The sequence below is a fragment of the Clostridioides sp. ES-S-0001-03 genome (assembly GCF_020676075.1).
Taxonomy (GTDB): domain Bacteria; phylum Bacillota; class Clostridia; order Peptostreptococcales; family Peptostreptococcaceae; genus Clostridioides.
On the sequence record NZ_JACVWJ010000001.1, the window covers coordinates 147,677 to 173,884 of the forward strand.

At 29.6% G+C, this 26,208-nt stretch carries 21 protein-coding genes, 1 pseudogene, 1 riboswitch and 1 other annotated feature; of the genes and pseudogenes, 17 read left to right on the forward strand and 5 right to left on the reverse strand.

The features are described 5' to 3' along the window. Positions 1–177 precede the first annotated feature (177 nt). Positions 178–442 (forward strand) — a binding site (T-box leader). A gap of 76 nt (positions 443–518) precedes the next feature. Together IC174_RS00660 and rgaR are read left to right on the forward strand one after the other, a co-directional pair. After that, entirely contained in the window at positions 519–3,185 is a 2,667-nt protein-coding gene (locus tag IC174_RS00660) for a valine--tRNA ligase (protein WP_227481864.1), read from the forward strand. 419 nt (positions 3,186–3,604) lie between these two features. After that, complete coding sequence (gene rgaR / locus IC174_RS00665) at positions 3,605–4,315, forward strand: two-component system response regulator RgaR (protein ID WP_227433696.1); 711 nt, start codon at positions 3,605–3,607, stop codon at positions 4,313–4,315. 256 nt (positions 4,316–4,571) lie between these two features. Here the strand turns inward: rgaR and IC174_RS00670 are convergent, their stop codons facing one another. After that, positions 4,572–4,895, reverse strand: coding sequence for an AzlD domain-containing protein (locus tag IC174_RS00670; RefSeq protein ID WP_227481865.1), 324 nt, complete (start codon positions 4,893–4,895; stop codon positions 4,572–4,574). Next, positions 4,888–5,601: an AzlC family ABC transporter permease gene (locus IC174_RS00675; RefSeq protein ID WP_227481866.1), complete on the reverse strand. Its 714-nt coding sequence runs from the start codon at positions 5,599–5,601 to the stop codon at positions 4,888–4,890. Before IC174_RS00675 ends, IC174_RS00670 begins: the two co-directional genes overlap by 8 nt. Before the next feature lie 738 nt (positions 5,602–6,339). On the opposite strand from IC174_RS00675, the gene IC174_RS00680 reads away from it, so the two are divergent. After that, positions 6,340–7,362, forward strand: a complete 1,023-nt coding sequence (locus IC174_RS00680; protein ID WP_227481867.1) for a S8 family peptidase — start codon at positions 6,340–6,342, stop codon at positions 7,360–7,362. Between the two features lie 129 nt (positions 7,363–7,491). Then, positions 7,492–8,790, forward strand: a complete 1,299-nt coding sequence (locus IC174_RS00685) for a bifunctional folylpolyglutamate synthase/dihydrofolate synthase (protein ID WP_227481868.1) — start codon at positions 7,492–7,494, stop codon at positions 8,788–8,790. 140 nt (positions 8,791–8,930) lie between these two features. Here IC174_RS00685 and IC174_RS00690 read toward each other — a convergent pair whose 3' ends face one another. Continuing rightward, a complete protein-coding gene (locus IC174_RS00690) occupies positions 8,931–9,176 on the reverse strand; it encodes a TIGR03905 family TSCPD domain-containing protein (protein WP_227433701.1) in 246 nt (81 codons plus the stop codon). Between the two features lie 148 nt (positions 9,177–9,324). On the opposite strand from IC174_RS00690, the gene IC174_RS00695 reads away from it, so the two are divergent. Then, complete coding sequence (locus tag IC174_RS00695; RefSeq protein ID WP_227433702.1) at positions 9,325–10,191, forward strand: YncE family protein; 867 nt, start codon at positions 9,325–9,327, stop codon at positions 10,189–10,191. A gap of 3 nt (positions 10,192–10,194) precedes the next feature. Here the strand turns inward: IC174_RS00695 and IC174_RS00700 are convergent, their stop codons facing one another. Beyond that, entirely contained in the window at positions 10,195–10,731 is a 537-nt protein-coding gene (locus IC174_RS00700; protein ID WP_009891708.1) for a DUF4364 family protein, read from the reverse strand. A gap of 190 nt (positions 10,732–10,921) precedes the next feature. Beyond that, positions 10,922–11,125, reverse strand: coding sequence for an alpha/beta-type small acid-soluble spore protein (locus IC174_RS00705; RefSeq protein WP_003422115.1), 204 nt, complete (start codon positions 11,123–11,125; stop codon positions 10,922–10,924). A gap of 290 nt (positions 11,126–11,415) precedes the next feature. Here IC174_RS00705 and IC174_RS00710 point away from each other — a divergent pair, with 290 nt between their 5' ends. From IC174_RS00710 to IC174_RS00760, 12 genes and pseudogenes are all read left to right on the forward strand, one after another. Next, positions 11,416–12,180, forward strand: coding sequence for a polysaccharide deacetylase family protein (locus IC174_RS00710; RefSeq protein WP_227481869.1), 765 nt, complete (start codon positions 11,416–11,418; stop codon positions 12,178–12,180). Between the two features lie 389 nt (positions 12,181–12,569). Beyond that, positions 12,570–13,883: a proline reductase-associated electron transfer protein PrdC gene (gene prdC / locus IC174_RS00715; RefSeq protein ID WP_227433704.1), complete on the forward strand. Its 1,314-nt coding sequence runs from the start codon at positions 12,570–12,572 to the stop codon at positions 13,881–13,883. 474 nt (positions 13,884–14,357) lie between these two features. Then, positions 14,358–14,443: riboswitch (cyclic di-GMP riboswitch) on the forward strand. Positions 14,444–15,032: 589 nt separating this feature from the next. After that, complete coding sequence (locus IC174_RS00720; RefSeq protein WP_227481870.1) at positions 15,033–17,144, forward strand: Cys-Gln thioester bond-forming surface protein; 2,112 nt, start codon at positions 15,033–15,035, stop codon at positions 17,142–17,144. Between the two features lie 355 nt (positions 17,145–17,499). Continuing rightward, the gene (gene prdR, locus IC174_RS00725; protein WP_227433706.1) at positions 17,500–19,260 is read left to right on the forward strand and encodes a sigma-54 dependent transcriptional regulator PrdR; all 1,761 of its coding nucleotides are present in this window, start codon (positions 17,500–17,502) and stop codon (positions 19,258–19,260) included. A 442-nt stretch (positions 19,261–19,702) separates the two neighbouring features. Beyond that, a pseudogene (locus IC174_RS21300) lies at positions 19,703–19,964 on the forward strand (D-proline reductase (dithiol) proprotein PrdA); the annotation flags it as partial. Positions 19,965–20,274: 310 nt separating this feature from the next. Next, positions 20,275–22,152 (forward strand): D-proline reductase (dithiol) proprotein PrdA, encoded by a 1,878-nt coding sequence (prdA, locus tag IC174_RS00735; protein ID WP_227481872.1) that lies wholly within the window; start codon positions 20,275–20,277, stop codon positions 22,150–22,152. Between the two features lie 81 nt (positions 22,153–22,233). Beyond that, positions 22,234–22,527, forward strand: a complete 294-nt coding sequence (locus IC174_RS00740) for a CBO2463/CBO2479 domain-containing protein (protein WP_227433709.1) — start codon at positions 22,234–22,236, stop codon at positions 22,525–22,527. Positions 22,528–22,567: 40 nt separating this feature from the next. Beyond that, a complete protein-coding gene (gene prdB / locus IC174_RS00745) occupies positions 22,568–23,293 on the forward strand; it encodes a D-proline reductase (dithiol) protein PrdB (RefSeq protein ID WP_079739805.1) in 726 nt (241 codons plus the stop codon). 79 nt (positions 23,294–23,372) lie between these two features. Next, entirely contained in the window at positions 23,373–24,131 is a 759-nt protein-coding gene (gene prdD / locus IC174_RS20985) for a proline reductase cluster protein PrdD (protein WP_255287823.1), read from the forward strand. A 14-nt stretch (positions 24,132–24,145) separates the two neighbouring features. Further along, the gene (locus IC174_RS20990; protein ID WP_003422094.1) at positions 24,146–24,613 is read left to right on the forward strand and encodes a glycine/sarcosine/betaine reductase component B subunit; all 468 of its coding nucleotides are present in this window, start codon (positions 24,146–24,148) and stop codon (positions 24,611–24,613) included. Between the two features lie 26 nt (positions 24,614–24,639). Next, positions 24,640–25,113, forward strand: coding sequence for a glycine/sarcosine/betaine reductase component B subunit (locus IC174_RS00755; RefSeq protein WP_255606343.1), 474 nt, complete (start codon positions 24,640–24,642; stop codon positions 25,111–25,113). Between the two features lie 19 nt (positions 25,114–25,132). Continuing rightward, a complete protein-coding gene (locus tag IC174_RS00760) occupies positions 25,133–26,140 on the forward strand; it encodes a proline racemase (protein ID WP_021386243.1) in 1,008 nt (335 codons plus the stop codon). Positions 26,141–26,208 lie beyond the last annotated feature (68 nt).

Below are 26,208 nucleotides of genomic sequence, written 5' to 3' on the forward strand. Positions count from 1 at the left end.
ATGTCAATAAAGTAATAGAATAATTATTGACTATGTAAAACAAAATAATTTAAAAAAATAGTATAGATTATAATAATTAGCATAGAATATAAAAAATGATAATTGGGAAAATTCAGAAAAAATAAAATAAAAATAATTGACAAAGAGAATAATATTTGTATATAATAATATATAATATTAAAGACTAAGAAGAAGAGGAGTAAGTAAATACTACTAAAAGAGAGGAAAATTCACTGGCTGTAAGATTTTCTAAGTATAAGGTTTGCTGAATGTAGCTTTGGAGTTTCTAAACTGAACTATTAGTAAGTTTAGACGGTTAGAATCGTTAAATTCTTTGAGAGTCAAAGTTATTAAGATTGTCATTAACTATTAATTTAATTATGTGTTGATGAATTTTTAATCTTTGGAATTAAGGTGGTAACGCGAGCTTTTCGTCCTTTTAAAAGAGGATGAAAGGCTCTTTTTTATTCCCAAAAATATTTAAAAAATTTATTTATAAAAATATAGGAGGCAATACAATGGAAAATACGAACTTATCAAAAACTTATAATCCTAAAGATTTTGAGGCTAGGCTATATAAAAAATGGATGGATGAAGGGTATTTTAAATCTAAACCAAACCCAGATAAAAAACCATTTACAATAATGATGCCGCCTCCAAATATAACAGGTCAATTGCACATGGGACATGCTCTTGACCATACTCTTCAAGATATACTTATTAGATGGAAACGTATGGATGGATATGAAGCTTTTTGGCTTCCAGGAACTGACCATGCTTCTATAGCAACTGAAGTTAAAGTTGTTGAAAGAATAAAAAAAGAAGAAGGTAAGACTAAATACGAAATAGGAAGAGAAGAATTTTTGAAGAGAGCTTGGGCATGGAGAGACGAATTTGGAGGAAAAATAGTTAATCAGCTTAAACAATTAGGAGATTCTTGTGATTGGGATAAAGAAAGATTTACTATGGATGAAGGTTGTAATGAAGCAGTTATAGAGTTCTTTGTAAACCTATATGAAAAAGGACATATATATAGAGGGAATAGAATAATAAACTGGTGTCCAGACTGTAAAACTACTTTATCAGATGCAGAAGTTGAGCATGAAGAGCAGGATGGAAACTTTTATCATATAAAATATCCATTAAAAGATAGTGAAGACTTCTTGGAAATAGCTACTACTAGACCTGAAACAATGATAGGGGATACTGGTATAGCTGTGAATCCAGACGATGATAGATACAAACACTTAATAGGAAAAACAGCAATACTTCCATTAGTAGGAAGAGAACTTCCAATAGTTGCAGATAGCTATGTAGATTTAGAGTTTGGAACTGGTGCTGTTAAGATGACTCCAGCTCATGACCCTAACGATTTTGAAGTAGGTTTAAGACATAATCTTGAGCAATTAAATACAATGAATGAAGATGGAACTATGAACGAAGTTTGTGGAAAATATGAAGGTATGGATAGATTTGAGTGTAGAAAAGCCATCATAGCAGACTTAAAAGAACAAGGGTATCTAATCAAGATAAAAGAGCATAATCACAATGTAGGAACTTGTTATAGATGCCATACAGTAATTGAGCCTAGATTATCAGAGCAATGGTTTGTTAAGATGGAAGAACTTGCAAAACCAGCTATAGATATTCTTAAAAAAGGAGAATTAGAATTTGTTCCAGATAAATTTGATAAAACTTATTTACAATGGTTAGAAAATATAAGAGATTGGTGTATATCAAGACAATTATGGTGGGGTCATCAAATACCAGCTTACTATTGTCAAGAGTGTGGAGAAATAGTAGTTGCTAAAAAGATGCCAGATAAATGTCCTAAATGTGAAAGCACTCATTTTAAACAAGATGAAGACGCACTAGATACTTGGTTTAGTTCTGCATTATGGCCTTTCTCTACCCTAGGATGGCCAAATAAGACAGATGCATTAGATTATTATTATCCAACAAGTGTACTTGTTACAGGATACGATATAATATTCTTCTGGGTAGTTAGAATGGCATTTGCAGGTATGTTCTGTATGAATGAAAAGCCATTTGACCATGTACTAGTTCATGGCTTAGTAAGAGACTCTCAAGGTAGAAAAATGAGTAAATCTTTAGGAAATGGTATCGACCCATTAGAAATAATCGAGCAATATGGAGCTGATGCACTAAGATTTACATTAACAACTGGAAATTCCCCAGGAAATGATATGAGATTCTATATGGAAAGAGTAGAATTTGCTAGAAACTTTGCTAATAAATTGTGGAATGCATCAAGATTTGTATTTATGAATATTGATGAGGAGATAATTAAGAATATAAATAGAGAAAATGTAAAAGATAATTTAACTCTAGCTGACAAATGGATAATATCAAGAGCCAATAATATTGTAAAAGAAGCTACTAATAATATGGATAAATTTGATTTAGGGATAGCATTACAAAAGATATATGATTTTACTTGGTCAGAATACTGTGACTGGTATATTGAAATGGTAAAACCTAGATTATATGGAGACGATACAGATGCTAAGTCTGCTGCTTTATATACATTAACTTATGTACTTGAAAAAATATTAAAATTACTACATCCATATATGCCATTTATAACAGAGGAAATATACACTCATCTTCCTACTGTTGAAGGTTGTATAATAGTATCTGAATGGCCAAAATATAATGAAGAAGATAATATGGTTGATGAAGAAGAAATGATGAGTTTATTAATGGAAGGTATAAGAAGTATAAGAAATGTGAGAGCAGAAATGAATGTACCACCTTCTAAGAAGGCTAAATTAATAATAGTACCAAGTGAAGATAAGATAGAAACTATTGAACTTGGTAAGGATTATTTTATAACTTTAGCATCTGCTTCAACTGTTGAGATAGCAAAAGACAAATCAAATGTACCAGAAGATGCAGTTGGTGTAGTTATTGATGGTGTTGAAATATTCATACCTCTTAATGAATTAGTTGACTTTGAAAAAGAAATTGAAAGGCTATCTAAAGAAATGAAAAAGTTAGAGGGAGAGATAAAGAGAGTTAATGGAAAACTTGCAAATCAAGGATTCTTAGCAAAAGCTCCTGAAAGCTTAATAGAAGAAGAAAAAGCTAAAAAAGAAAAATTTGAAGAAATGATTAAATCTGTTGAGGAAAGATTAGCAAATTTAAAAACTAAAGTAAAATAAATGTGTGGGATAAAAACATACAAAGAGTACTAAATATGTATTCTTTGTATGTTTTTCTTTCTATGTAGATAAATATGATGTTATAATTTTTTAGAGATATGTGATATTTTTATCTTATTATGACTGTATTAATTTTATATTTTTGAACTTTATAATCAATAAAAAATTGATATATTATAATATTTAATATAGGATAATAAATACATGTTGCGTTTGTTTTCCTATATTTTTTATGTTGTATAGTTAAAAAAAAAGATAAATATGTCAAAAAATAAGTTTATATATCAAAAATAATTGTTATGAGTAATTTAATCGACAATTTAAATTTATATCAAAATTTAAATATAAAGCTAGTTAGATACAGTTTGTAAATTGAAATAAAGTAAACTAAATGATATTTTAGATTTGGAGGTGATATTATGTTTAGGGTAGTTATATGTGATGACGAGAAAATACAAAGAAGCATACTAAAAGAGTTTGCAGAAAAACTGTTGTCTGAAAGGTGTCTAAATTATCAAATATTGGAATTTTCCTGTGGAGAAGATTTACTCTCCAAATACCCAGAAAAAATTGACATTATATTTTTGGATATCCAAATGAAAGATATTAATGGAATCGAGGTGGCTAAAAAAATAAGAAAATTTGATGAAAAGGTAGAGATTATATTTACGACAGCTTTTTCAGAGTATGCCCCACAAGGTTATGAAGTTCGTGCTTATAGGTATTTAGTAAAACCTATAGAGTATAGTAATTTCGCAATGGGTGTAAATCTTTGTATTGACAACCTTCAAAGAAAGAAGGAGCGTTATATAGTTTTGTACAATAAAAAAGGATTTAACAGAATACTGATAGATTCTATTTTGTATGTTGAAACTGTAAAGAGAGATTTAGTTGTACATACATCAGGTAGAGATTATAAAGCTAATATGAGTATGAAACAAGCGGAAAAGTTATTGTGTGAAAATGGCTTTTTTAGATGTCATACAAGTTTCATTGTTAACTTGAGAAGAATAGAAGATATTGGAGACAATATGATTACTATTAATGAAAAATTTATACCTATTAGTAAGTACAGACTTAAAGATTTAAAAGCAACTTTAACAAGCTTGTTATGTGATATAATGTATTAATTTTGAAAAAGGTAAAGAAATATAGTAAAAAATATTTAATGTCATCACAAAGCTATTGATTCAAAGCTGTCTTAATGTAGAAGAAATTTTCTATATTAAGACAGTTTCTATTATGTAAAGTGGTAATTTAGTAGTTATCAATATTGTTTTATATGTAAGGTATCCCAATTATAATCTGCATTAATTTAATTTTTAAATATTAACCTCAATATAGTATATTTTATATTTTGTACTATATCATATGTTGTATATAGTATTATAATATAATTCCAAATAAAAATATGGATATTGCACCTACAGCTATTGATACTGCAATAGATTTAAATTTATAAGCTACTAATAGTACTATTATGCTTGAAATAATCTTAGGATTAGTAAATGAAAGGTATAGATTATCTCCATTAAAGAAAATATCTTTTGCTATTAGTGAACTAAGTATAGCAATAGGTATAAATTTCATGATATCTTTAATAGATTCAGGCATATCATTTTTTGAGAATATTATCATAGGTAAAATTCTTGGAATATAAGTAACAATTGCCATGCCTAAGATAACTATAATTATGTAGTTATTATTCATAGTTGCCTTCCTTTCTATGTGTTAATTTTTGAATATAAAAACCAAATAAAGCAGATAAAATAGATGCTATTATAATAACTAAACTATTCTTAAAGAAAGTATATAAAACTACTGATAATAATATAGAAAGTATAGAAACAAGTACATATATTTTATTTTTAATTTGATTAACTATTAGAGTAATGAACATAGCTGTCAGCAGAAAGCCAGCAACAGAATCGCTTATATGAACAATCTCTCCAAGAAATGCACCCACGAAGCAACTTACAGCCCATACTATTATACAAAGGTTATTTAAGTATAAAGCATGTGTATCAGTCCAATTTCCATAAGTATATTTTTCTAAGTTTATAGCAAATGTTTCATCTGTAACACCATGACAAAAATACATTAAAAATTTCATGTTCTTATTTTTTATGTGCATATGTAAGTTAGAGCTCATTAGGAAGTTGCGAAGATTCAATATAAATGTAGTTAAAATTATTGAAGTAATACTTCCGTTTGAAGCGAGCATAGAAGCAGCTACAAATTGTGAGCTACCAGCAAATACTATAAATGACATAAACAATATATAGAAGGCTGGTAGACCTGATTTTTGAAGCATAATACCACAAATAAGTCCTAAGGGAATATATCCTAGAAATATTGGGATTGATGCTAGAAAGCTTTCCTTTAAGATTTCTCTTTTTGACATGTCTTTTTTCAAATACAATCACCCCTTAAAAATAATGAATATTTATAAAATTCTATAAATAATTGTTTCATTTTATTATAGCTATTTTAGCTAGTTATATCAATGATTAAGATGGTAGCCTGTAAGTATCAAAAATTCACTTATAGTCTGTAGAACTTATGGTAATGATTTTATAAATAGTTTAATTCTATTAAAAGATTTCCTTTTATGCAATTTATTTATTGAAATATGATATAATGTATAGATATATGGTATTATTTAACATGCAAGAGAAATTTTATTTGATTGGATTTTTTAGATACTAACAAAATATAGTTTTTTAATATTACTTACGGATATTAATTTTTAGAATAGTGCTTAAATGGGTTGTACAACATATAAAGATAATTATTCCCCTAGATAAATAGAATTAAGATATATAACATTTAAATTACAAAATATGAAATATAATTAATTGTGAATAATAAATAATAAAATATACAAGGGGATTGTCTAATAAAAAAGACAGTCCCCTTTTTACAAATAATTCTAAAATGTGATATAAATCTAAAAATTTTATCGTAATATTTAACAATTTAATGACAATAATTGATATAATTAAGATGAATTAAGTATATAGTGTACTTATTTTACGTTTTTAGCAACAAATATAGCATTTAAAAGATAAATTGTGCCACATAAATTAAAGTTTAAGATGAACTATTAATGTAGATATATTAAAAACTTTTAGTAATGGAGAATATATGTGATATGAATAATAAAGTTAAGGTTGCAGTATTAGATACAGGAATAGATAAAGAACATGATTACTTAAAAGATAACTTAGTTGGAGGAATTGCTTTTGAATGTATGCATGACTATATCTTTATATCAGACAAATTTGATGATGAGGATGGTCATGGAACTGCTTGTGCATCAATAATAAAAAAGGAGTATGAAGATGTAGAACTATTTGTGATAAAAGTTTTAGGTAAAGATAGTATTGCAAATATAAAGGTTCTTGAAGAGGCATTAAAATACCTTTTGGATACTAATATAAGACTGATTAACTTAAGTTTATCAGTTATAGGTGTAGAAAGTGTTAAAGGTTTATTTGAAGTTTGCTATGAATTGTTTAGAAAAGGAAAGATAATAGTATGTTCCTTAGCCAATAACTTTGACTTGAGTTATCCAGCTATGTTTAACAATGTTATAGGTGTAAGGGCTTCTACTTTAGATATAGAGAATTCTTTTTGGTACAATAAAAAATATGATGTTCAATGTGTTATGGATAGTAATTCATATATAAGTTGTGATATAAATAATTCTTTCAGATTGCCACCAAAATGTAATAGTTATGTAGCTGCAAAATTTACTGGGAAAATAGCTAAAATATTGTCAGAAGAACCAAACATAACAGTATCTGCGTTAAATAAAAAACTTGAGTCTCTAGCAACCAAAAATTGTTGGAGTAGTCGTGATTTAGATAAGTATAGTAGGATTCCAGATTTTAAAGTGGATTTATATGATAAGGAAAATGCTCTGCTTATGGAAGTTGCGGATGTTATTAGAGAGTGTTTAAATACTGAAGCTGAGAATGAAAAATTATTTCAATGTAGTCTTTTTAATAAAGAGATAGGATTAGTTTATGATAATTGTTTTAATCTATTAGAAAAATTAGAGAAAAGATTTGATTTGAAATTTAATTATATGGATATATCAAAATATGACTTAGTTTCAATATATATATTAACTGAATTAGTAGAAAGATATAAAAATACAAAAAATAAATAAAAATTTATTAACTAAATTTAATGTAGAAGGTGTTAGATTATATGTATTCTTTGTCAGTAGATTAAAAGTTAAAAATATACTATAATTAGATAACATAAAATAAAATGCCAATACAGGGGGAATTAGATAATGAAATATGAAGAAGCATTAGAATATATATCACAAACCAATAAGTTTGGTATAAGATTAGGGTTAGAGAATATTGGAAAATTATTAGAACTGTTGGAAAATCCACAAGAAACTTTAAATATAATACATGTAGCTGGAACTAATGGAAAAGGTTCAGTGTGTTCTTTTATTTCTAATATATTAAGAGAAAGTGGATATAAGGTCGGCTTATACACATCTCCATATCTAGAAACTTTTACTGAGCGTATAAGAGTAAATGGAGAGAATATACCACAAGAAGATGTTGCTAGAATAATTGGTTTAATAAAAGAAAAGATAGAAGTCATGGTAAGTCAAGGTTATGCATATCCAACTGAATTTGAAGTGGTTACTGCAATGGCATTTTATTACTATTCCGAGCAGAAAGTAGATTTTGTAGCTTTAGAAGTTGGATTAGGTGGAAGATATGATGCTACAAATATAATAACAAAATCACTTGTAAGTGTAATAACATCTATAAGTTTAGACCATACAGGAATACTTGGAGATACAATAGAAAAAATAGCATATGAAAAAGCTGGTATAATAAAGGAAAATGGAATAGTACTTGTATATGACCAGACTGATGAAGCAAAGGATGTTATAAAGTCAGTTTGCAAAGAAAAAAATGCAAAATACATAGAAGTTAATTTTGATGATATAAATATAAAAAAATCAAACATAAACTCTCAAATATATGACTGTAATATAATGGGAGAAACTTATAAGAATCTTGAAATAATGTTGATAGGTGAACATCAAATAAATAATTCTATATTGGCAATGAGTGTACTAAAATATCTAAAAGATATAAAAAAATTAGATAATATAAGTGAAGAATCTATAAGAAAAGGTCTTATAACTACTAAATGGCCAGGAAGAATAGAAAAGATAAAAGAAAGTCCAATATTTATAATAGATGGAGCACATAACGAAGATGGAGCAAAATCTTTAGCAAAAGCACTTGATAAACATTTTAAAGACAAAAAACTAACTTTATTAATAGGCATGTTGGAAGATAAAGATATTGATGGTGTCTTGGACATACTAATGCCTAAATTTAGCAAAGTAGTGACAACAACTCCTAATAATCCAAGAGCTATAAATTCAGATATATTAAAAGAAAAAATATTAAAATATGTAAGTGATGTAACATCAAAGCATGAAATAGAAGATGCAGTTAATTATACATTGGAAACATCAAACAAAGATGATATTATAATAAGTGCAGGTTCTTTATATATGATAGGCACAGTTAGAACTTTGGTAAAGAAATTATAATCTTATAAAATAAATACATAGATATAAATATATGGATATAAATAAAAGATATATAAAGAGGAGTTGGCTAAAATAATAGACAACTCCTTTTTTAATGAAATCAGTTTTTAGATTAGCGTATCACTATATATTAGTAATATCTATATAGATTGACGAATAGCTTTAGATAATTGGTCTGGGCAAGAAGTACCCTTACCTCCACAATCAATACCATTTAATTTATCAGCAATTTCAAGAGCATTTTGACCAATTATTAAACTCTTAAGCCCTAATAAATTTCCATTACATCCGCCTATAAACTCAGCATCAACAATCACATTATTTTCATCAACTTCAAAAAACATCTCTCTACAACAAACACCACTTGGGTTAAAAGTAACCTTCATAAAAAAGACCTCCATTAATTATTATTTCATTGTGTCAACATCAATAATAATACCAAATATATGTATAATAATGCAACTATAAAGCATAATACAAGCTAATAAAATAATATATTATTGTAGTATATGTATTGTAGAGAGGAGGGGTTATGTGAAAATCTATATTTCTAACTACCTATCAAAGAGCATTAGTATAGTTGATTATTCTACACTTGAACTAGAAAAAGAAATAGTATTAGAGGATAATATATATCCACATCATTTTTGCATAGAAAAGGAAAAAAATTTGATATACATACCTAGTTCGAGCAATGGAATACTATATGTTTTAGACTTAAGTAATGATAAAATAATTGATACTGTTTCTATAGGAGGAAGTCTTAGTCAAGTTATGCTTAGTGATAATGAGCTATTTGTAGCAAATGAAGATTCAAATAGCATATATGTGTTGGATAAAAATACATTAAATCCAATAGGAATCATTGGTGTTGATAATATGCCACATGGATTTGATTTTGACAGAGAGAGTAAAAAGTTATATGTACCATGTATAAATTCGATAGTATGTATAGACACAATAAATAAAAGTATACAAAAGAAAATCAATATGGACTTTAGAGCATGGCATATAGCACTTGATAAACAAAAGAAAGAAATGTATATATCAACACTTGATGGAAAGCTTGTAATAGTTGATGAAGTAAGTATGGATATAAAAAAGGTATTATATGAATTCTTATTGCCAGTAGAAATAAGGTTTAATTATAGTGGGAAAAAAGTTTATGTTGCTGACTTGGGTTATAATAATGTAAGAATTTTGGATTATACAACAAGTAAATATATTGGAAATATTGAAATAGATGGAATTCCTCAGGGATTAGAAATATCTAAAGATGAAAAGTTATTATTTGTATCAGATACTCAAGAAAACTCAGTTAAAGTATATGAAACTGCAAATAATAAATTAATAAAAGTAATCAAGGTAGGAAAAGAGCCTACAACTATAGTTTGTTTGTAGGCCTTAATGTATGTCTCTTATAAGTAAGTCGATAACTTCAGCATACATATAAGATGCATTGTTTTTCCAATTGTTACAAATAAGTTTTGCTTGTTTCTCTGATGAAACATTTAGATTTAAATCTATTAAGTTAGATTGATTTTCTATGACTCTAAGATTGACAATAAATTCATTATCACTTTGTTTTACGAAGCTAGATTTTACTTGAGTATCTGCTAGTAAATTTTCTTTATTAGAATCTATATACTTGTCTATTTTTTCAGTAACACTAGTAGGTATTCGATTAAAAAAGTATTCTAGACTTTCTACACCTCTTTGAGTAAGAGCATAATATTCTCTGTCAGAGTCTTTATATGTAGTCAAAAACTTAGATTCCATAAGCTGAGATAAAAGCTGTTGTAATGAAAAGTAATTCATCATTTCAGTCTCTAATACTACTTGAGTTATTTGAGAATTAGTTAAATCCATTTTAATTTTTTCCAATATATACAAAATTAAAAGTTTGTGATAAGCTAATTCTTCAGATGAGTTTTCAAACATAAATATCATCCTCCGTCAAACTATTTCTATATATAATATATTAAACTAATTTATACAAAATTAAAAGAATAATTTGTATAGTATCATTAATCTTTAACAAATTAGATAAAATTAATTTTATAAATGAAGACAAGAAAACAGGGCTACCAATCGGCAGCCCTGTTGATACCCAGGTGTCAAAATTTACTATCTATTTTCCAGCCATTTGTCTTTCAGCCATTTCAACTAATTTCTTAGTCATGTATCCACCAACATATCCATTTTCTCTAGCTGTTAAGTTACCTTTGTCTATGTTTTCATAGTTAGATAAACCTATTTCGTTAGCTATTTCTAATTTCATTTGATTTAAAGCTGCTTTTGCTTCTGGCACTACTGTTCTGTTTGAATTTGACATAGTAAATTTCCTCCTTAAATAATTAGTTTATGATGTCTAACAACACTTTTATTTATGTGATGTTAATACTAATTTCTCCAAAATAAAAATAATATATACAGAAAAATAAAGGTAAAAATGTAAAAAATATAAAAAAATTAAAAAAAGTAGTATTTTAAAGGATTTAATTGGCCTAATATAGAGTTTATTTTTTTATTTGTTGTCCTATAAATTAAATATTACAGTACTTTTTTGAGCTAAAAAAAAATAAATTTTAAATATAGAAGAATTTATTTAAAAGGGGGAACAGTATGAAAAGAGAAGTTAAGAGAACTAAAGCTTTAATATATAGTGTTTTATTTTTTTCATTATTATTGGTACTAATATTTGCTCTTGTTTATGGAATAAAATATGTGTGCTCTAAATCTGATAACTCAAAAATGCCTATATATAGAGTTGATACAAATGAGAAAAAGATAGCTCTGAGTTTTGATGTTGCTTGGGGAACTGATAACATGGATGATATTCTTAAAATTTTGGATAAACATAACATAAAAGCTACTTTTTTTCTAGTTGGTAGTTGGGTGGATGATAACAAAGAAATTGTTAAAGCTATAGATGAAAAAGGACATGAGATTGGAAATCATTCAAATACACATGCTAATTTAAAAGAGATATCAAAAGAGGATATAAAAGAAGAAATAGAAACTACATCGGAAAAAATATTTAGCATAACAGGTAAAAAGACTAATCTATTTAGACCACCTTTTGGAGACGTAAACAATAAAGCTATGGACATTTGTGGGGATTTAGGTTATAAAGTAATTAAGTGGGATGTAGATTCGATAGATTGGAAAGAGCTTGGCCCAAATCATGTAATTGAAAAAGTAATAAAAGAAGCTCAGCCTGGTTCAATAGTTTTATTTCATGCTAATATAAATGATGTAGATAACTATTTGGACACCATAATAAATAGACTTAAAAAAGATGGATATAGCTTAGTAAAAATATCTGATTTATTATATAAAGACAATTACATAGTTGATTCTAATGGAGTACAAAAACTAAAAAATTAATAATTAATAAATGTATATTTTTAGCAGTGTTGTGGGAAATTATATAGTATATGTTAGAAAAGTGTCGATAAAAAGACGGTGTCTGTTTTTTGACACTTTTTTATGTATGTATGTAATATCAATAATTATAGATTAAATCAGTAAAAAAAACGTCTAATAATTGACTTTTTTTATTGGGTTTAAATGATTAAATTGAATTATAAACGCTGTAAGATAGTATTTTCAAAGGGTATAACTTTGTTTAAAAGTTGGCATAGAAATTGCTTTGATAATAAGCGATATGTTCTATAGAAATAAACAATATGTTAAAGTCTTGTAATAGAAAAACAAGATTAATATTATTTGAACAGCTTATAAAAAAAATTAATATATTTAAGGGGGCGTACTAGTTGAACAAACTATATTCTATTTTATTAAAACAACACGTTGGTGGTCCAGATAAGCCAGTAGTAAGTGTTGGAGATGTAGTAAAAAAAGGAACTCTAATCGCAGAACCAGCTGGATTAGGAGCAAATATTTATGCCAGTGTTAGTGGAAAAATAAGTGAAATAAATGACCAAGCTATAGTAATTGAAGCTGATGAAGCACAAGATGATACTTTTGAACCATTAAAAGGAGAAAGTATACTTGACTTAATTAAAGAAGCTGGAGTTGTAGGAATGGGTGGAGCAGGATTCCCTACTCATATAAAATTAAACATAGATTTAAAAGGTGGAACAATATTAGCAAATGCAGCTGAATGTGAACCTTTACTAGCTCATAACATAAAAGAAATAGAAGAAAATCCAGAAATAGTTTACAAAGGTATAAAATATGCTATGGAAGTTACTAATGCTGGAAAAGGTATGCTAGCAATAAAAAGCAAACATCCAGAAGCAATAGCAGCATTCAAAAAAGTAATAAAACCAGGAGACAATATAGAAGTTGCTGAACTAGTTGATATGTACCCAATGGGAGAAGAGAGAGCTATAGTAAGAGATGTTCTAGGAAAATTACTTGAGCCAACTCAATTACCTTCAGAAGCTAATGCAGTAGTAATAAACGTGGAAACATTAACTAGAATAGTAGAAGCTGTTGAGCAAAAAAGACCAGTTATATCTAAAAATATAACTGTAGTTGGTCAATTAAACAGTGGAAAAGAATCTATAGTATTTGAAGATGTGCCAATCGGAACTACTGTTGGAGAATTAATTGAAAGAGCTGGTGGAATAAAAGGTGAATATGGTGAAATAATCCTAGGAGGACCTTTCACAGGAAAAGCTACTACTTTAGATACTCCAATAACTAAAACTAGTGGTGGTATAATAGTTACTATGCCATTTGTTAATGAAAAAAGAAAAATGGGTCTTTTAGTCTGTGCATGTGGACCTAACGAAGAAAGAATGAGAGATATAGCAGCTAAAATGGGCGTTACTGATATAGTATCAGTTCAAAAATGTAAACAAGCTCAAGAAATAAAAGGTGCATTAAAATGTGAAAATCCAGGACACTGTCCAGGACAAGCTCAAAAATGTATAGAATTTAAAAAAGCTGGAGCAGAAGTTATATTAATAGGTAACTGTACTGACTGTAGTAATACAGTAATGGGTTCTGCACCAAAATTAAAATTAGGTGTATATCATATAACTGACCATGTAATGAGAACAGTTAATCACCCATTAATAAGAAGAATAAAAGGTGACGTAAGATTAAAAATAAAATAATTAATTAATGTAAAATCATATATTAATTAATGTAAAATCATATAATAAAAACATCTTTAGAAGTGAGTCTTAAAAATTACTTCTGAGGATGTTTTTTTATGTAATATATAAGTTAAATTTATAAAATATATAAATGAAATGGAAAAAATAGACAAAAATTAATCTATATTGTATAATAATGACAATAGCTATTAAAATTATATCAGACAAAAATAGTAAAGCTCAAGTATGTGATTTGTGTTGACATATATAAATTAAATTTAGTTAACTATCCAATAGAGTAAAAGTTTTTGTGTTATTTAAAGATACTCCATGGTATCTTTTTTAGTATAGAAACGAATTTTTGTCTTATTTTTGTCTTATATTAGAAAAATTATTTTGAAATATTAGTTTGTATTTTAATACATTCATAAAAAGTGCACTTAAAGAGTTAAAGCATTGAACAAAATATTAAAAAAATAAAAATTACAAAAACCTATTTATAGAAACTTTGAAGTATATCTTAAATTTGGGCACTTAAGGGATATATGGAGTTAGTAGTGCAACCTGCTATAAATATAAATAGGAGTAACTTTTAATTATCAAAAATATATAAACAGATATAATAAAGTACATAAATCATAGTAAATATAAATAAATATAAAATATATTTTTGAAATAGCTCCCTACATTCATAAAGAGTGTAGAGTGGCAGAACATCTGCCCAAAACTCCTTTAATTGCTGGAAGTTCCTAAAGCTAACTAAACCACAACATAATCATGAAATAAGGATAGATGTGATAGAGTGTCTATTTGATAGATACTTGATGGTTACGAAAGTAGAAAAAATTAGTTAGATAGCATAAGGTTAAATCCTAAGTGCCTTAAAAATGGATAATCAGCAGGTAAGCTTCGAAAAGAAGAAACTTCAACGACTAGAGAGGAATCTCGTACCTACAAGTGTGGGGAAATGGGGAGTACCTAATTATTAGGTAATGATATAGTCTGTGCTTAATAGAAATATTAAGAAGTTCATTAGAGAACTGGTTAGGATTAACGACCCTAATTGAACACGCTAAAGATGTATTGTGGAATCAAATCTATACAAGAATATAATATTTTGAATTATATTAGATAGATACAATATATATTTTTAGTATCAGGAGAATTTTGAAAGTAAAAATTAAAAAATCAAGCATAATTAGTTTAGCTATCGCTTTTAGTATGGTATTTGCTACATTTACGCCAATAGTATCTTACGCTGCTGAAATGAAGGGCAAAGATGTAGTTCTTGATGGTGAGAAGCCATCAGAGGGACAAACTCCAGAGGGAGAACAACCATCAGAGGGACAAACTCCAGAAGGAGAACAACCATCAGAGGGACAAACTCCAGAGGGAGAACAACCATCAGAGGGACAAACTCCAGAAGGAGAACAACCATCAGAGGGACAAACTCCAGAAGGGGAACAACCATCAGAGGGACAAACTCCAGAGGGAGAGCAACCATCAGAGGGGCAAACTCCAGAGGGAGAACAACCATCAGAGGGGCAAACTCCAGAGGGAGAGCAACCATCAGAGGGGCAAACTCCAGAGGGAGAACAAACTCCAGAAGAAGAACTAGTAGTAGAAGAAATGAACTTAAAGCAAAATATTGAGAAAATTCTTGATATGACTTTATCTCAGATAACTAAAATTGTATATAATTTCTGGGAAGATGAAGAATCTGTAAAAACAGATGAACAATCAGAAATTAGACAAGTACTTACTTCAAAAGATCAAAATTTACATCTATGGTATGATAAAAAAGCAAAAGTAAAAAATACATGTTTACTAAAAGAAGATGGTTCAAATAGACCTTATTATGATATAAGATTTGATGATATTACAAAGACGTTAACTTTTGATTATATAGTAGAGGGTCTTATAGGCGCAAGTACTAAAGATAACAAATATATAATAGATGGAGAAGATGGCGAACAAACTGCATTTTGTTATAATAATCATCTAAAAGCTCCAACCAGTGATGGTAAGAGTCCATATTTACCAGCAGAAGATTTTAATGGTCAAGAAAATAAAAATGAAGATGCAATTAAATCTATAATCTATGCAGGTTCTGAATTTGATGGATTTGGATATAAACAACAGTTCAATTTAGGTGGAGAAGAAAATGAAGGTGCAGTTTATTCAGCAACTCAAAGTGCAATATGGATTATGCTTGGACAAGTGGATGAACAAGCAAAACTTAAACAATATCAAGGAAGTATGAACTTTTATGATATACTTATAGAAAGTGCAAAGACTGAAGAAGAAAAAGTTGAATATCAAAAAGGTAAAGAACAAGCAATAAATATAAAAGCTTATTTAGAAGCATTGTTAGATGCAGGTCATAAACAACTAAAACCAGATGATACAGGAAAACCTAGCCTAAGCAATGGTTCAACTGATATTAAATTTGATAAAAATGAAGATGGAACTTATGAAACAGAAGCTATAGCTTTAGTGGGTTATAGTGGTGTAGTTAAGTTAAGATTGCCAAATGGAGTAACTGCCTATGACGAAGAGGGCAATATAATAGGTACAGGTGAAGTAGAAGTTTCAACACAACATAAATTTAAACTTAAAAGTGTTGAAAAGCCAGATTCAAAGGCTAATATCTCTGCAGTATCTTATGATTATATTTTCCCTAAAGCTATTCAATATTATAAGTCAGTTTTTGATTTTGGAGAGAAAGACCATTCATCTTTATTACCAGCTAGTAAGCAAAATTTATTGAGTTATACAATAGAACAAAAGAATGGTGAAGAAGTTAACTTTAATATAGGTTTACCAACAGATGGAGGTTCAGATGTAAATCCACCAGTGCCACCAACAGATGATACTGTAAATCCACCAGTACCACCATCAGGAGGAGGAGACTCAAATGGACATAAGCCATCACCACCAACAGATGACACAGTGATAAATCCACCAGTGCCACCAGCAGATGATACTGTGATAAACCCACCAGTACCACCAACAGATGATACTGTGATAAACCCACCAGTGCCACCAACAGATGATACTGTGGTAAATCCACCAGTACCACCATCAGGTGATACTGTGGTAGATACATCAGTACCACCAACAGATGATACTGTAATAAATCCACCAGTACCACCAACAGATGATACTGTGGTAAAATCACCAAAAACAGGTGACGAAACTCAAATAATGTCATATGTATTTATTGGCATAATTGCAATTTGTGGATTAGGGTATCATTGTAAAAGAGCAAAAAATTAATCTAGATTATTACTTATTAAGTTTAAAAATACATTGTCTCAAATTGATTTAAAAATCGTTTTGAGACATTTTTTTTGCGTAAGTATAACTTATTTTAAAGTGTACACTAACTGTTTTATGAATAGAAAAATGGTTTGAAGGTGAAAATAGTATTGAAAAAGTAATGTACTAAGTATATAATTCATTTGATTTTATTTGTATGAATTAAAAGTCAATTTTAGTGATTATACAAATTTAGATATTAATCTCTTAAGAAATTTTAATATTAATTATTCAATAAATTATTATTATAATATGCTAGAATAAATATATATAAATAAGTTTTGATGAGGTACTACTATAAAGGGGGGACTTTATGTTTTCGATACCAGAAGTAAAAAAAGTAGAAGAAGTAATGGATACAAAATTTACAACTATAGACGAAGACACAAAAATAGAAAGTGCAATAAAAGAAATGATAAGAAGTAATACAAAAACTCTAATGGTAATAGATTCATCTAGTGAATTAAAAGGAATTATATCTATGACTGATATACATAATCTTTATGAGATGCATAAAAAATATGAAGGCCAACCAGTAAAACTTATAATGAAAAAAGATGTTATATATGTCAGTGAAGGCTTAACCTTAGATGAGTGTAGAGATATAATGATATTAAAAAATATAGGTATTCTTCCTGTGCTTAGAGATAATAAAATCATTGGTGTCTTGAAACAAGAGCATATTAGAGATTATTTATACATGCATTTAGAAGATTATGGATTAACTTTAAAATACATTATAGGTCAGATTAAAGAAGGAATTTGTGCTATAAATAATGAAGGTGTTGTAATTTTATGGAATAATTTTATGGAAGAAAGGTATGATATAAAGTCTGAAGACATAGTGGGTCGACCGATGAACGAGTTTTTGGAAAATACTATTTCAGAAAAAGTACTAAATAGTAAAGTCGGTATGAGTGATTTATATTTTACTGACAAAAAAGAAAACATGTATGCATTAGTTCATGCAAATCCTATATTTTATAAAGAAGAATTCATTGGTGTTGTATGTACTGAAGTAGACGTTACAGAAGCTAAGATATTAGCTCTTGAACTTGAAAAAGTAAATGATACATTAAAATATTTAAAAGATGAAGTAAAAAATTTATCTAAAGGTAGCTTTGACAAGATTTTAGGTAAAAGTTATAAATTGGAAAAATCGAAAGCGATTGCAAAACAAGTAGCTAGAACCAACAGTAGTATATTCATTTGGGGCGAAAGTGGTACAGGTAAAGAAGTATTTGCTAGAGCTATTCATGATTATAGTGAGAGAAAAGGTCAATTTATACCTGTTAACTGTAGTGCTATACCAAATGAATTATTTGAGAGCGAATTTTTTGGTTATGAATCAGGTGCATTCACTGGAGCAAGTAAAAAAGGTAGAATAGGTATATTTGAACTTGCGAAGGATGGAACAGTATTTTTGGATGAAATCGCAGATTTACCTCTTAGTATGCAAGCTAAATTGCTTAGAGTATTGCAAGAAAAAGAAATAAGACGAGTTGGTGGAGATACTACAATAAAAATAAATCCTAGAATAATATCAGCTACTAATAAAGATTTAGAAAAAATGGTAAAAGCAGAAAAATTTAGAGAAGATTTATATTATAGATTAAATGTTGTAGAAATAAAAATACCACCTCTTAGAGAGAGAAAAGAAGATATAGGATTATTAGTGCATAGTTTCTTGGAAGAAATATGCAAACAAAACAATAAGCCTGTTCTTACAATAAGTAAAGATGTAATTGATATATTTCAAAATTATAGATGGAAAGGGAATATAAGGGAATTAAAAAACACAATTGAAAATATTGTTGTCCTATCCCAAAATCCTAGAATAGAAGTAGATGATGTACCAAGCTATATGATGGATTCTAGAAATAACAATACAGAGGAAGAAGAATATCCTCTAGATTTGACGAAAGCTACTCAAAAGATTGAAGTAAAAAATATAACAAAGGCACTTAAAATGTCTAATGGAAATAAAGCTAAAGCTGCTAAAATATTAAACATACCAAGAACTACGTTATATTATAAGATAGATCAGTATAAAATAGATGTGTCTAAAATATGACACATGACTAAATTTTGACAAAATAATAATCTTTAATTTGAAACCAAGCAAAATCAATGTTTGGAGTAGTATGATATATGTGACTGTGTTAAAAAAAATAAAAAAGTGTTGATTAATTGACACTTTTTTTGTTTTGAGAAAATGTTTCCAAACATAAAAAACAGGGTGTTGTAAATAAATAGTTATATAATATTTGGCTAAAAATAGCGATAGAGGAAGGTTGTATTATAGAAAATATCTTTTTGTTAATAAGTTGGCATAGGAATTGCTTATATATAAAGTGACTTCAAATGAGAAAAAAATAGTATTAATTATGACGATTTATGTAAGTTGAAAAGTTTTAACACTTAGGGCTGTTAGTAGGGAACAGTAAATATGTTAATTATTAAGAGTGTTAGGGCATCAATATAAATTAAAAATCAAATGAAGGAGGCATTTTATTATGTCAATAACTTTAGAAACAGCTCAAGCCCATGCAAATGATCCAGCAGTATGCTGCTGTAGATTTGAAGAAGGAACAATAATAGCACCAGAAAACTTAGAAGACCCAGCAATATTTGGAGATTTAGAAGATTCAGGATTATTAGTTATTCCAGAAAATCATTTAACAGTTGGTCAAGTATTAGGAGCTAAATTAACAAAAACTTTAGATGCATTATCTCCAATGACTACAGATAATGTAGAAGGATATAAAGTAGCAAAAACAGATGCTGAAGAATCTGCTAAAGAAGTAGAAGCTCCAGTAGTTCAAGTAACGCCAGCTCAAGGTGCTACAGTTCAAGCTACAACAGGTCAAGTAATAAAAATACACATAAAAGAAGGTAAAGATATAAACTTAGAAATACCTTTGAAAATAGCTGCTCAAATGGGAGTAGTACCACAAAAATAATAGTTGAAATATAACTATTAAAGCCGGTTTTAATTTACTTGATTCCTCAGTTAAGGGGTTACCTGTTGAGGAATCGAGATTTAAAATAATAAATAAGAAAATAATGTAAGGAGGTATTTTATACTATGTCAATAACTTTAGAAACAGCTCAAGCCCATGCAAATGACCCAGCAGTATGTTGTTGTAGATTTGAAGCGGGAACAATAATAGCACCAGAAAACTTAGAAGATCCAGCAATATTTGCAGACTTAGAGGATTCTGGATTATTAACAATACCAGAAAATGGATTAACTATAGGTCAAGTACTAGGAGCTAAGTTAAAAGAAACTTTAGATGCTCTATCTCCAATGACTACAGAAAATGTAGAAGGATACAAAGCAGGAGAAGCTAAAGAAGTAGTAGAAGAAGCAGTAGTAGAAGAAGCTCCAGCAGCTTTAGAAGCAGTAGTGCCAGTAAGCACAGGAGTTTTAGGTGAAACAGTTAAAATACACATAGGTGAAGGTAAAGATATAAGCTTAGAAATACCTTTATCAGTAGCTGGTCAAGCGGGAGTTGTTGCTCCAGTAGCAAACGTTGCTGCTCCAGTAGCAGGTGCAGTAGCAGAAGTAGCTCCAAAAGCTGAAGAAAAGAAATTATTAAGAAGCTTAACTAAAAAACACTTTAAAATAGACAAAGTTGAATTTGCTGATGAAACTAAAATAGAAGGAACTACTTTATACATCAGAAATGCAGCAGAAATATGTAAGGAAGCTAATGACACTCAAGAATTAGTTGTTGATGTTAAATTAGAAATAATAACTCCTGATAAGTATGAAACTTACAGTGAGGCTGTATTAGATATACAACCAATCGCTACTAAAGAAGAAGGCGAATTAGGTTCAGGTATAACAAGAGTTATAGATGGAGCTATAATGGTATTAACTGGTACAGATGAAGATGGAGTTCAAATAGGTGAATTCGGTTCTTCAGAAGGTGAATTAAACACTACTATAATGTGGGGTAGACCAGGTGCTGCTGACAAAGGTGAAATATTCATCAAAGGTCAAGTAACAATAAAAGCTGGAACTAACATGGAAAGACCAGGACCTTTAGCTGCTCACCGTGCTTTTGATTATATAACTCAAGAGATAAGAGAAGCTTTAAAGAAAGTTGACAACTCTTTAGTAGTAGATGAAGAAGTAATCGAGCAATATAGAAGAGAAGGTAAAAAGAAAGTTGTTGTTATAAAAGAAATAATGGGACAAGGTGCAATGCATGATAACTTAATATTACCAGTTGAACCAGTTGGTACATTAGGAGCTCAACCAAACGTTGACTTAGGAAACATGCCAGTTGTATTATCTCCACTTGAAGTATTAGATGGTGGTATCCATGCATTAACTTGTATAGGACCTGCATCAAAAGAAATGTCAAGACATTACTGGAGAGAGCCATTAGTAATAAGAGCTATGCAAGATGAAGAAATAGATTTAGTAGGTGTTGTATTTGTTGGTTCTCCACAAGTAAATGCTGAGAAATTCTATGTATCTAAGAGATTAGGTATGTTAGTTGAAGCTATGGAAGTTGATGGAGCTGTAGTAACTACTGAAGGTTTCGGAAACAACCATATAGATTTCGCATCTCACATAGAGCAAATAGGTATGAGAGGTATACCAGTAGTTGGTGTAACTTATTCAGCAGTTCAAGGTGCTCTAGTTGTTGGTAATAAATACATGACTCACATGGTAGACAATAACAAGTCTAAGCAAGGTATAGAAAATGAAATATTATCAAACAATACATTAGCTCCAGAAGAGGCTATAAGAATCATGGCTATGCTTAAAAATGCTATTGCAGGTGTAGAAGTTAAAGCTCCTGAAAGAAAATGGAATCCAAATGTTAAGTTAAATAACATAGAGGCTATAGAAAAAGCTACAGGAGAAAAAATAGTATTAGAAGATAATGAGCAATCTTTACCAATGAGTAAGAAGAGAAGAGAAATATACGAAAAAGACGAAAACTAAAATTTAGATAATAACTAAGATTTAGATAACAATATAAATTTAGATCCAAGTTTAAAATAAGTATAGAGAGGTAAAATTATAATGGATAGATTAAAATATATCTCATCAGAGACTTTTTATGAGGGTGTTATAGTCGAAATCATGGGTGGTGGAGTAACTATAGACCTAAAAGGTAGACTTGGACAATTTAAAATACCTAATAGAATGCTTATAACTGACTACGAACTTAAGATAGGTCAAGAGGTTGGATTCATGCTAAGCTATCCTGAGGTATTAAGTCCAGAACCTAATCATGAGTATGTAGAAAATATTAGGAGAGAAAAAGAAAAGCAAGCAGAAATGCAAGCTAAAAAGAAGCAAGAAGAAGAAAAATAATAATAATTAATCGTTTGAAAATAGAAGGGAGAGGAAATATATGAGCCTTACAACAGTACAAGGACTTCAATCTGAAATATTTGTTCCAATAACACCTCCTCCAGTTTGGACTCCTGTAACTAAAGAATTAAAAGATATGACTATAGCTTTAGCTACAGCAGCTGGTGTTCACTTAAAATCTGACAAGAGATTCAATCTAGCAGGAGATACTACTTTTAGAGCTGTACCTAACACAGCTACAGTTGATGAAATGATGGTATCACATGGTGGATACGATAATGGAGATGTAAATAAAGATATAAACTGTATGTTCCCTATAGATAGACTACATGAATTAGCTGCAGAAGGATTTATAAAAGCAGTAGCTCCTATGCACTATGCATTCATGGGTGGTGGAGGAAACCAACATGTCTTCACTGAAGAAACTGGTCCTGCTATCGCTGCTAAACTTAAAGAAGAGGGAGTAGACGGTGTAGTCATGACAGCTGGCTGAGGTACTTGCCATAGAACTGCCGTGATCGTGCAGAGAGCAATAGAGGAAGCTGGAATACCTACAATAATAATCGCAGCTCTTCCTCCAGTAGTTAGACAAAACGGAACTCCTAGAGCAGTTGCTCCATTAGTTCCAATGGGTGCTAATGCTGGTGAACCACATAACATAGAAATGCAAACACATATATTAAGAGATACATTAGAGCAATTAGTTGCTATACCATCTGCTGGTAAGATAGTTCCATTACCATACGAATATAAAGCTCACGTTTAAAATGTAATTTATATTTGAAAATACAAAACCCTTCTCCTACATAATTAGGAGAGGGGTTTTAAGAACAAAGGTGGCTATTATGGAAGAAAAAATAATGAGAAGACTTGTTATAAAACCGTTTCATATGAATGAAGTTAATTTCGGTTCAAAAACTTCTATAAAGAAAGATGTACTTACAATTGATTTATCAAGTATAGATGAAATAAAAGCAAGAGAAGATTTAATAACAGATATAAAAGTAGATATTATAAAACCTGGAGACTATGACAGGGAAATTAATACTATTATGGACATTATACCAATATCAACCAAAGTTTTAGGCAGATTGGGAGAGGGAATTACACATACTTTAACTGGTGTATATGTAATGCTAACTGGTGCAGACGAAGATGGAAATCAAATGCATGAATTTGGTTCTTCAGAAGGAATTTTGAGTGAACAAATGGTGTTTGGGAGATATGGGACTCCATCAGTTGAAGACTATATAATCCATGTGGATGTAACTCTTAAGGGAGGTTTACCTTTTGAAAGAACACTTCCACTTGCAGCATTTAAAGCATGTGATGATTTTATACAAGAAATAAGAACGTCTTTGAAAATGGAAGACGGAAGAAATGCTACTCAAGTTCGTGAATATTTTGACAAAATTCGACCAAATGCAAAAAAGGTTGTCATAGTAAAACAAATAGCAGGTCAAGGGGCTATGTATGACAATCAGTTATTCTCAAAGGAACCTAGTGGTTTTGAAGGAGGAACATCAATTATAGATATGGGAAATGTACCTATGATTATATCTCCTAATGAATATAGAGATGGTGCCCTTAGAGCTATGACTTAAGAGAGGTGGATATTATGGGAATAGGACCTTCAACAAAAGAAACATCTCTTCATCACTTTAGAGACCCACTTTTGGATATAGTTGAAAGTGATAAAGATGTAGATTTACTTGGAGTAATAGTAGTAGGAACTCCAGATGGAAATGAAAATAAAACTTTTGTAGGACAGAGAACAGCTGCTTGGCTGGAAGCTATGAGAGTAGATGGAGCTATAGTCTCTTCAGATGGTTGGGGAAACTCACATGTTGACTATGCTAATACATTTGAAGAAATAGGAAAAAGAGATATACCTGTAGTTGGAGTAACATTTAATGGTACTCAAGCTAAGTTTGTTGTAAGCAATCAATATATGGATACCATAGTTGATATGAATAAATCAAAAGAAGGTATTGAGACAGAAGTTGTTGGAGAAAACAACACAAATGAGATTGATGCTAAAAAAGCTTTGGCATTTTTAAAATTAAAAATGAGAAAGCATGGATAAAAAATTTAAGTAAGGGGATGAGTTTTGTGGGAATTTCTACATCAATGAAAAACACATCACTTCAGATTTTTAGAGACCCATTACTTGATTTAATAGACAATGATCCTGACGTAGATTTGCTAGGAGTAGTTGTAGTTGGTACATCAGAGCACAATGAATGGAAATCCTTTTTATCAGCCAGGCTTGGAAGATGGGTTGAAGCATTGCGACCTGATGGAGTGATTATAACCTTAGATATGGCAGGAAACCAGCATATTGATTTTACAAATGCTATATCAGAGTTTGTAAAATCAGACATACCTACAGTAGGTCTTACTATTATGGGAGCAGATGGTCTAGTAGTTACCAATCAGTACTTAGATAAAGCTACCATAATTGATTATAAAAAGACAACAGGCTACATAGAAACAGAAGTAGTTGGAGACAATCACTTGGATGAAGTTGATGTAAAAAAAGCATTAGCTTTTCTAAAACTAAAAATGCGTAAAAACGCAAAATAAACCTAAGGGGGAATTTGATATGAAATTTAGCAGAAGTATACAAGCTATAGACTCTCATACAGCAGGAGAAGCAACTAGAATAGTTGTAGGTGGAATACCTAACATAAAAGGAAATTCTATGCCTGAGAAAAAAGAATATTTAGAAAAAAATCTAGATTATTTAAGAACTGCTATAATGTTAGAGCCAAGAGGACATAATGATATGTTTGGTTCTGTAATGACTCAACCTTGTTGCCCAGATGCTGACTTTGGAATAATCTTCATGGACGGTGGCGGATACCTTAACATGTGTGGCCATGGTACAATAGGAGCTATGACAGCAGCTATAGAAACAGGTGTAGTTCCAGCAGTAGAGCCTATAACTCATGTAGTTATGGAAGCTCCAGCAGGAATAATAAGAGGGGACGTTACAGTTGTAGATGGAAAAGCTAAAGAAGTATCATTCTTAAACGTACCAGCTTTCTTATATAAAGAAGGTGTTGAAGTTGACTTACCAGGTGTTGGAACAGTTAAATTTGATATATCATTTGGTGGAAGCTTCTTTGCTATAATACATGCAAGTCAATTAGGTTTAAAAATAGAACCTCAAAATGCTGGTAAATTAACTGAACTAGCTATGAAACTTAGAGATATAATAAACGAAAAAATAGAAATACAACATCCAACTTTAGCTCATATAAAAACTGTAGATTTAGTTGAAATATATGATGAGCCAACTCATCCAGAAGCTACTTACAAAAACGTAGTTATATTTGGTCAAGGTCAAGTTGACAGATCTCCATGTGGAACTGGAACAAGTGCTAAATTAGCTACTTTACATGCTAAAGGTGAATTAAAAGTAGGAGAAAAATTCGTATATGAAAGTATATTAGGAACTTTATTCAAAGGTGAAATAGTTGAAGAAACTAAAGTTGCAGATTTCAATGCTGTAGTACCTAAAATAAGTGGTTCTGCTTATATAACTGGATTTAATCACTTTGTAATAGATGAAGAAGATCCACTTAAACATGGATTTATTCTTAAATAGAAACAAATAAATTGGGAAATTAAAATAGAATAGTAACCTCTTGCTGGTTACTATTCTATAGCTTTTAG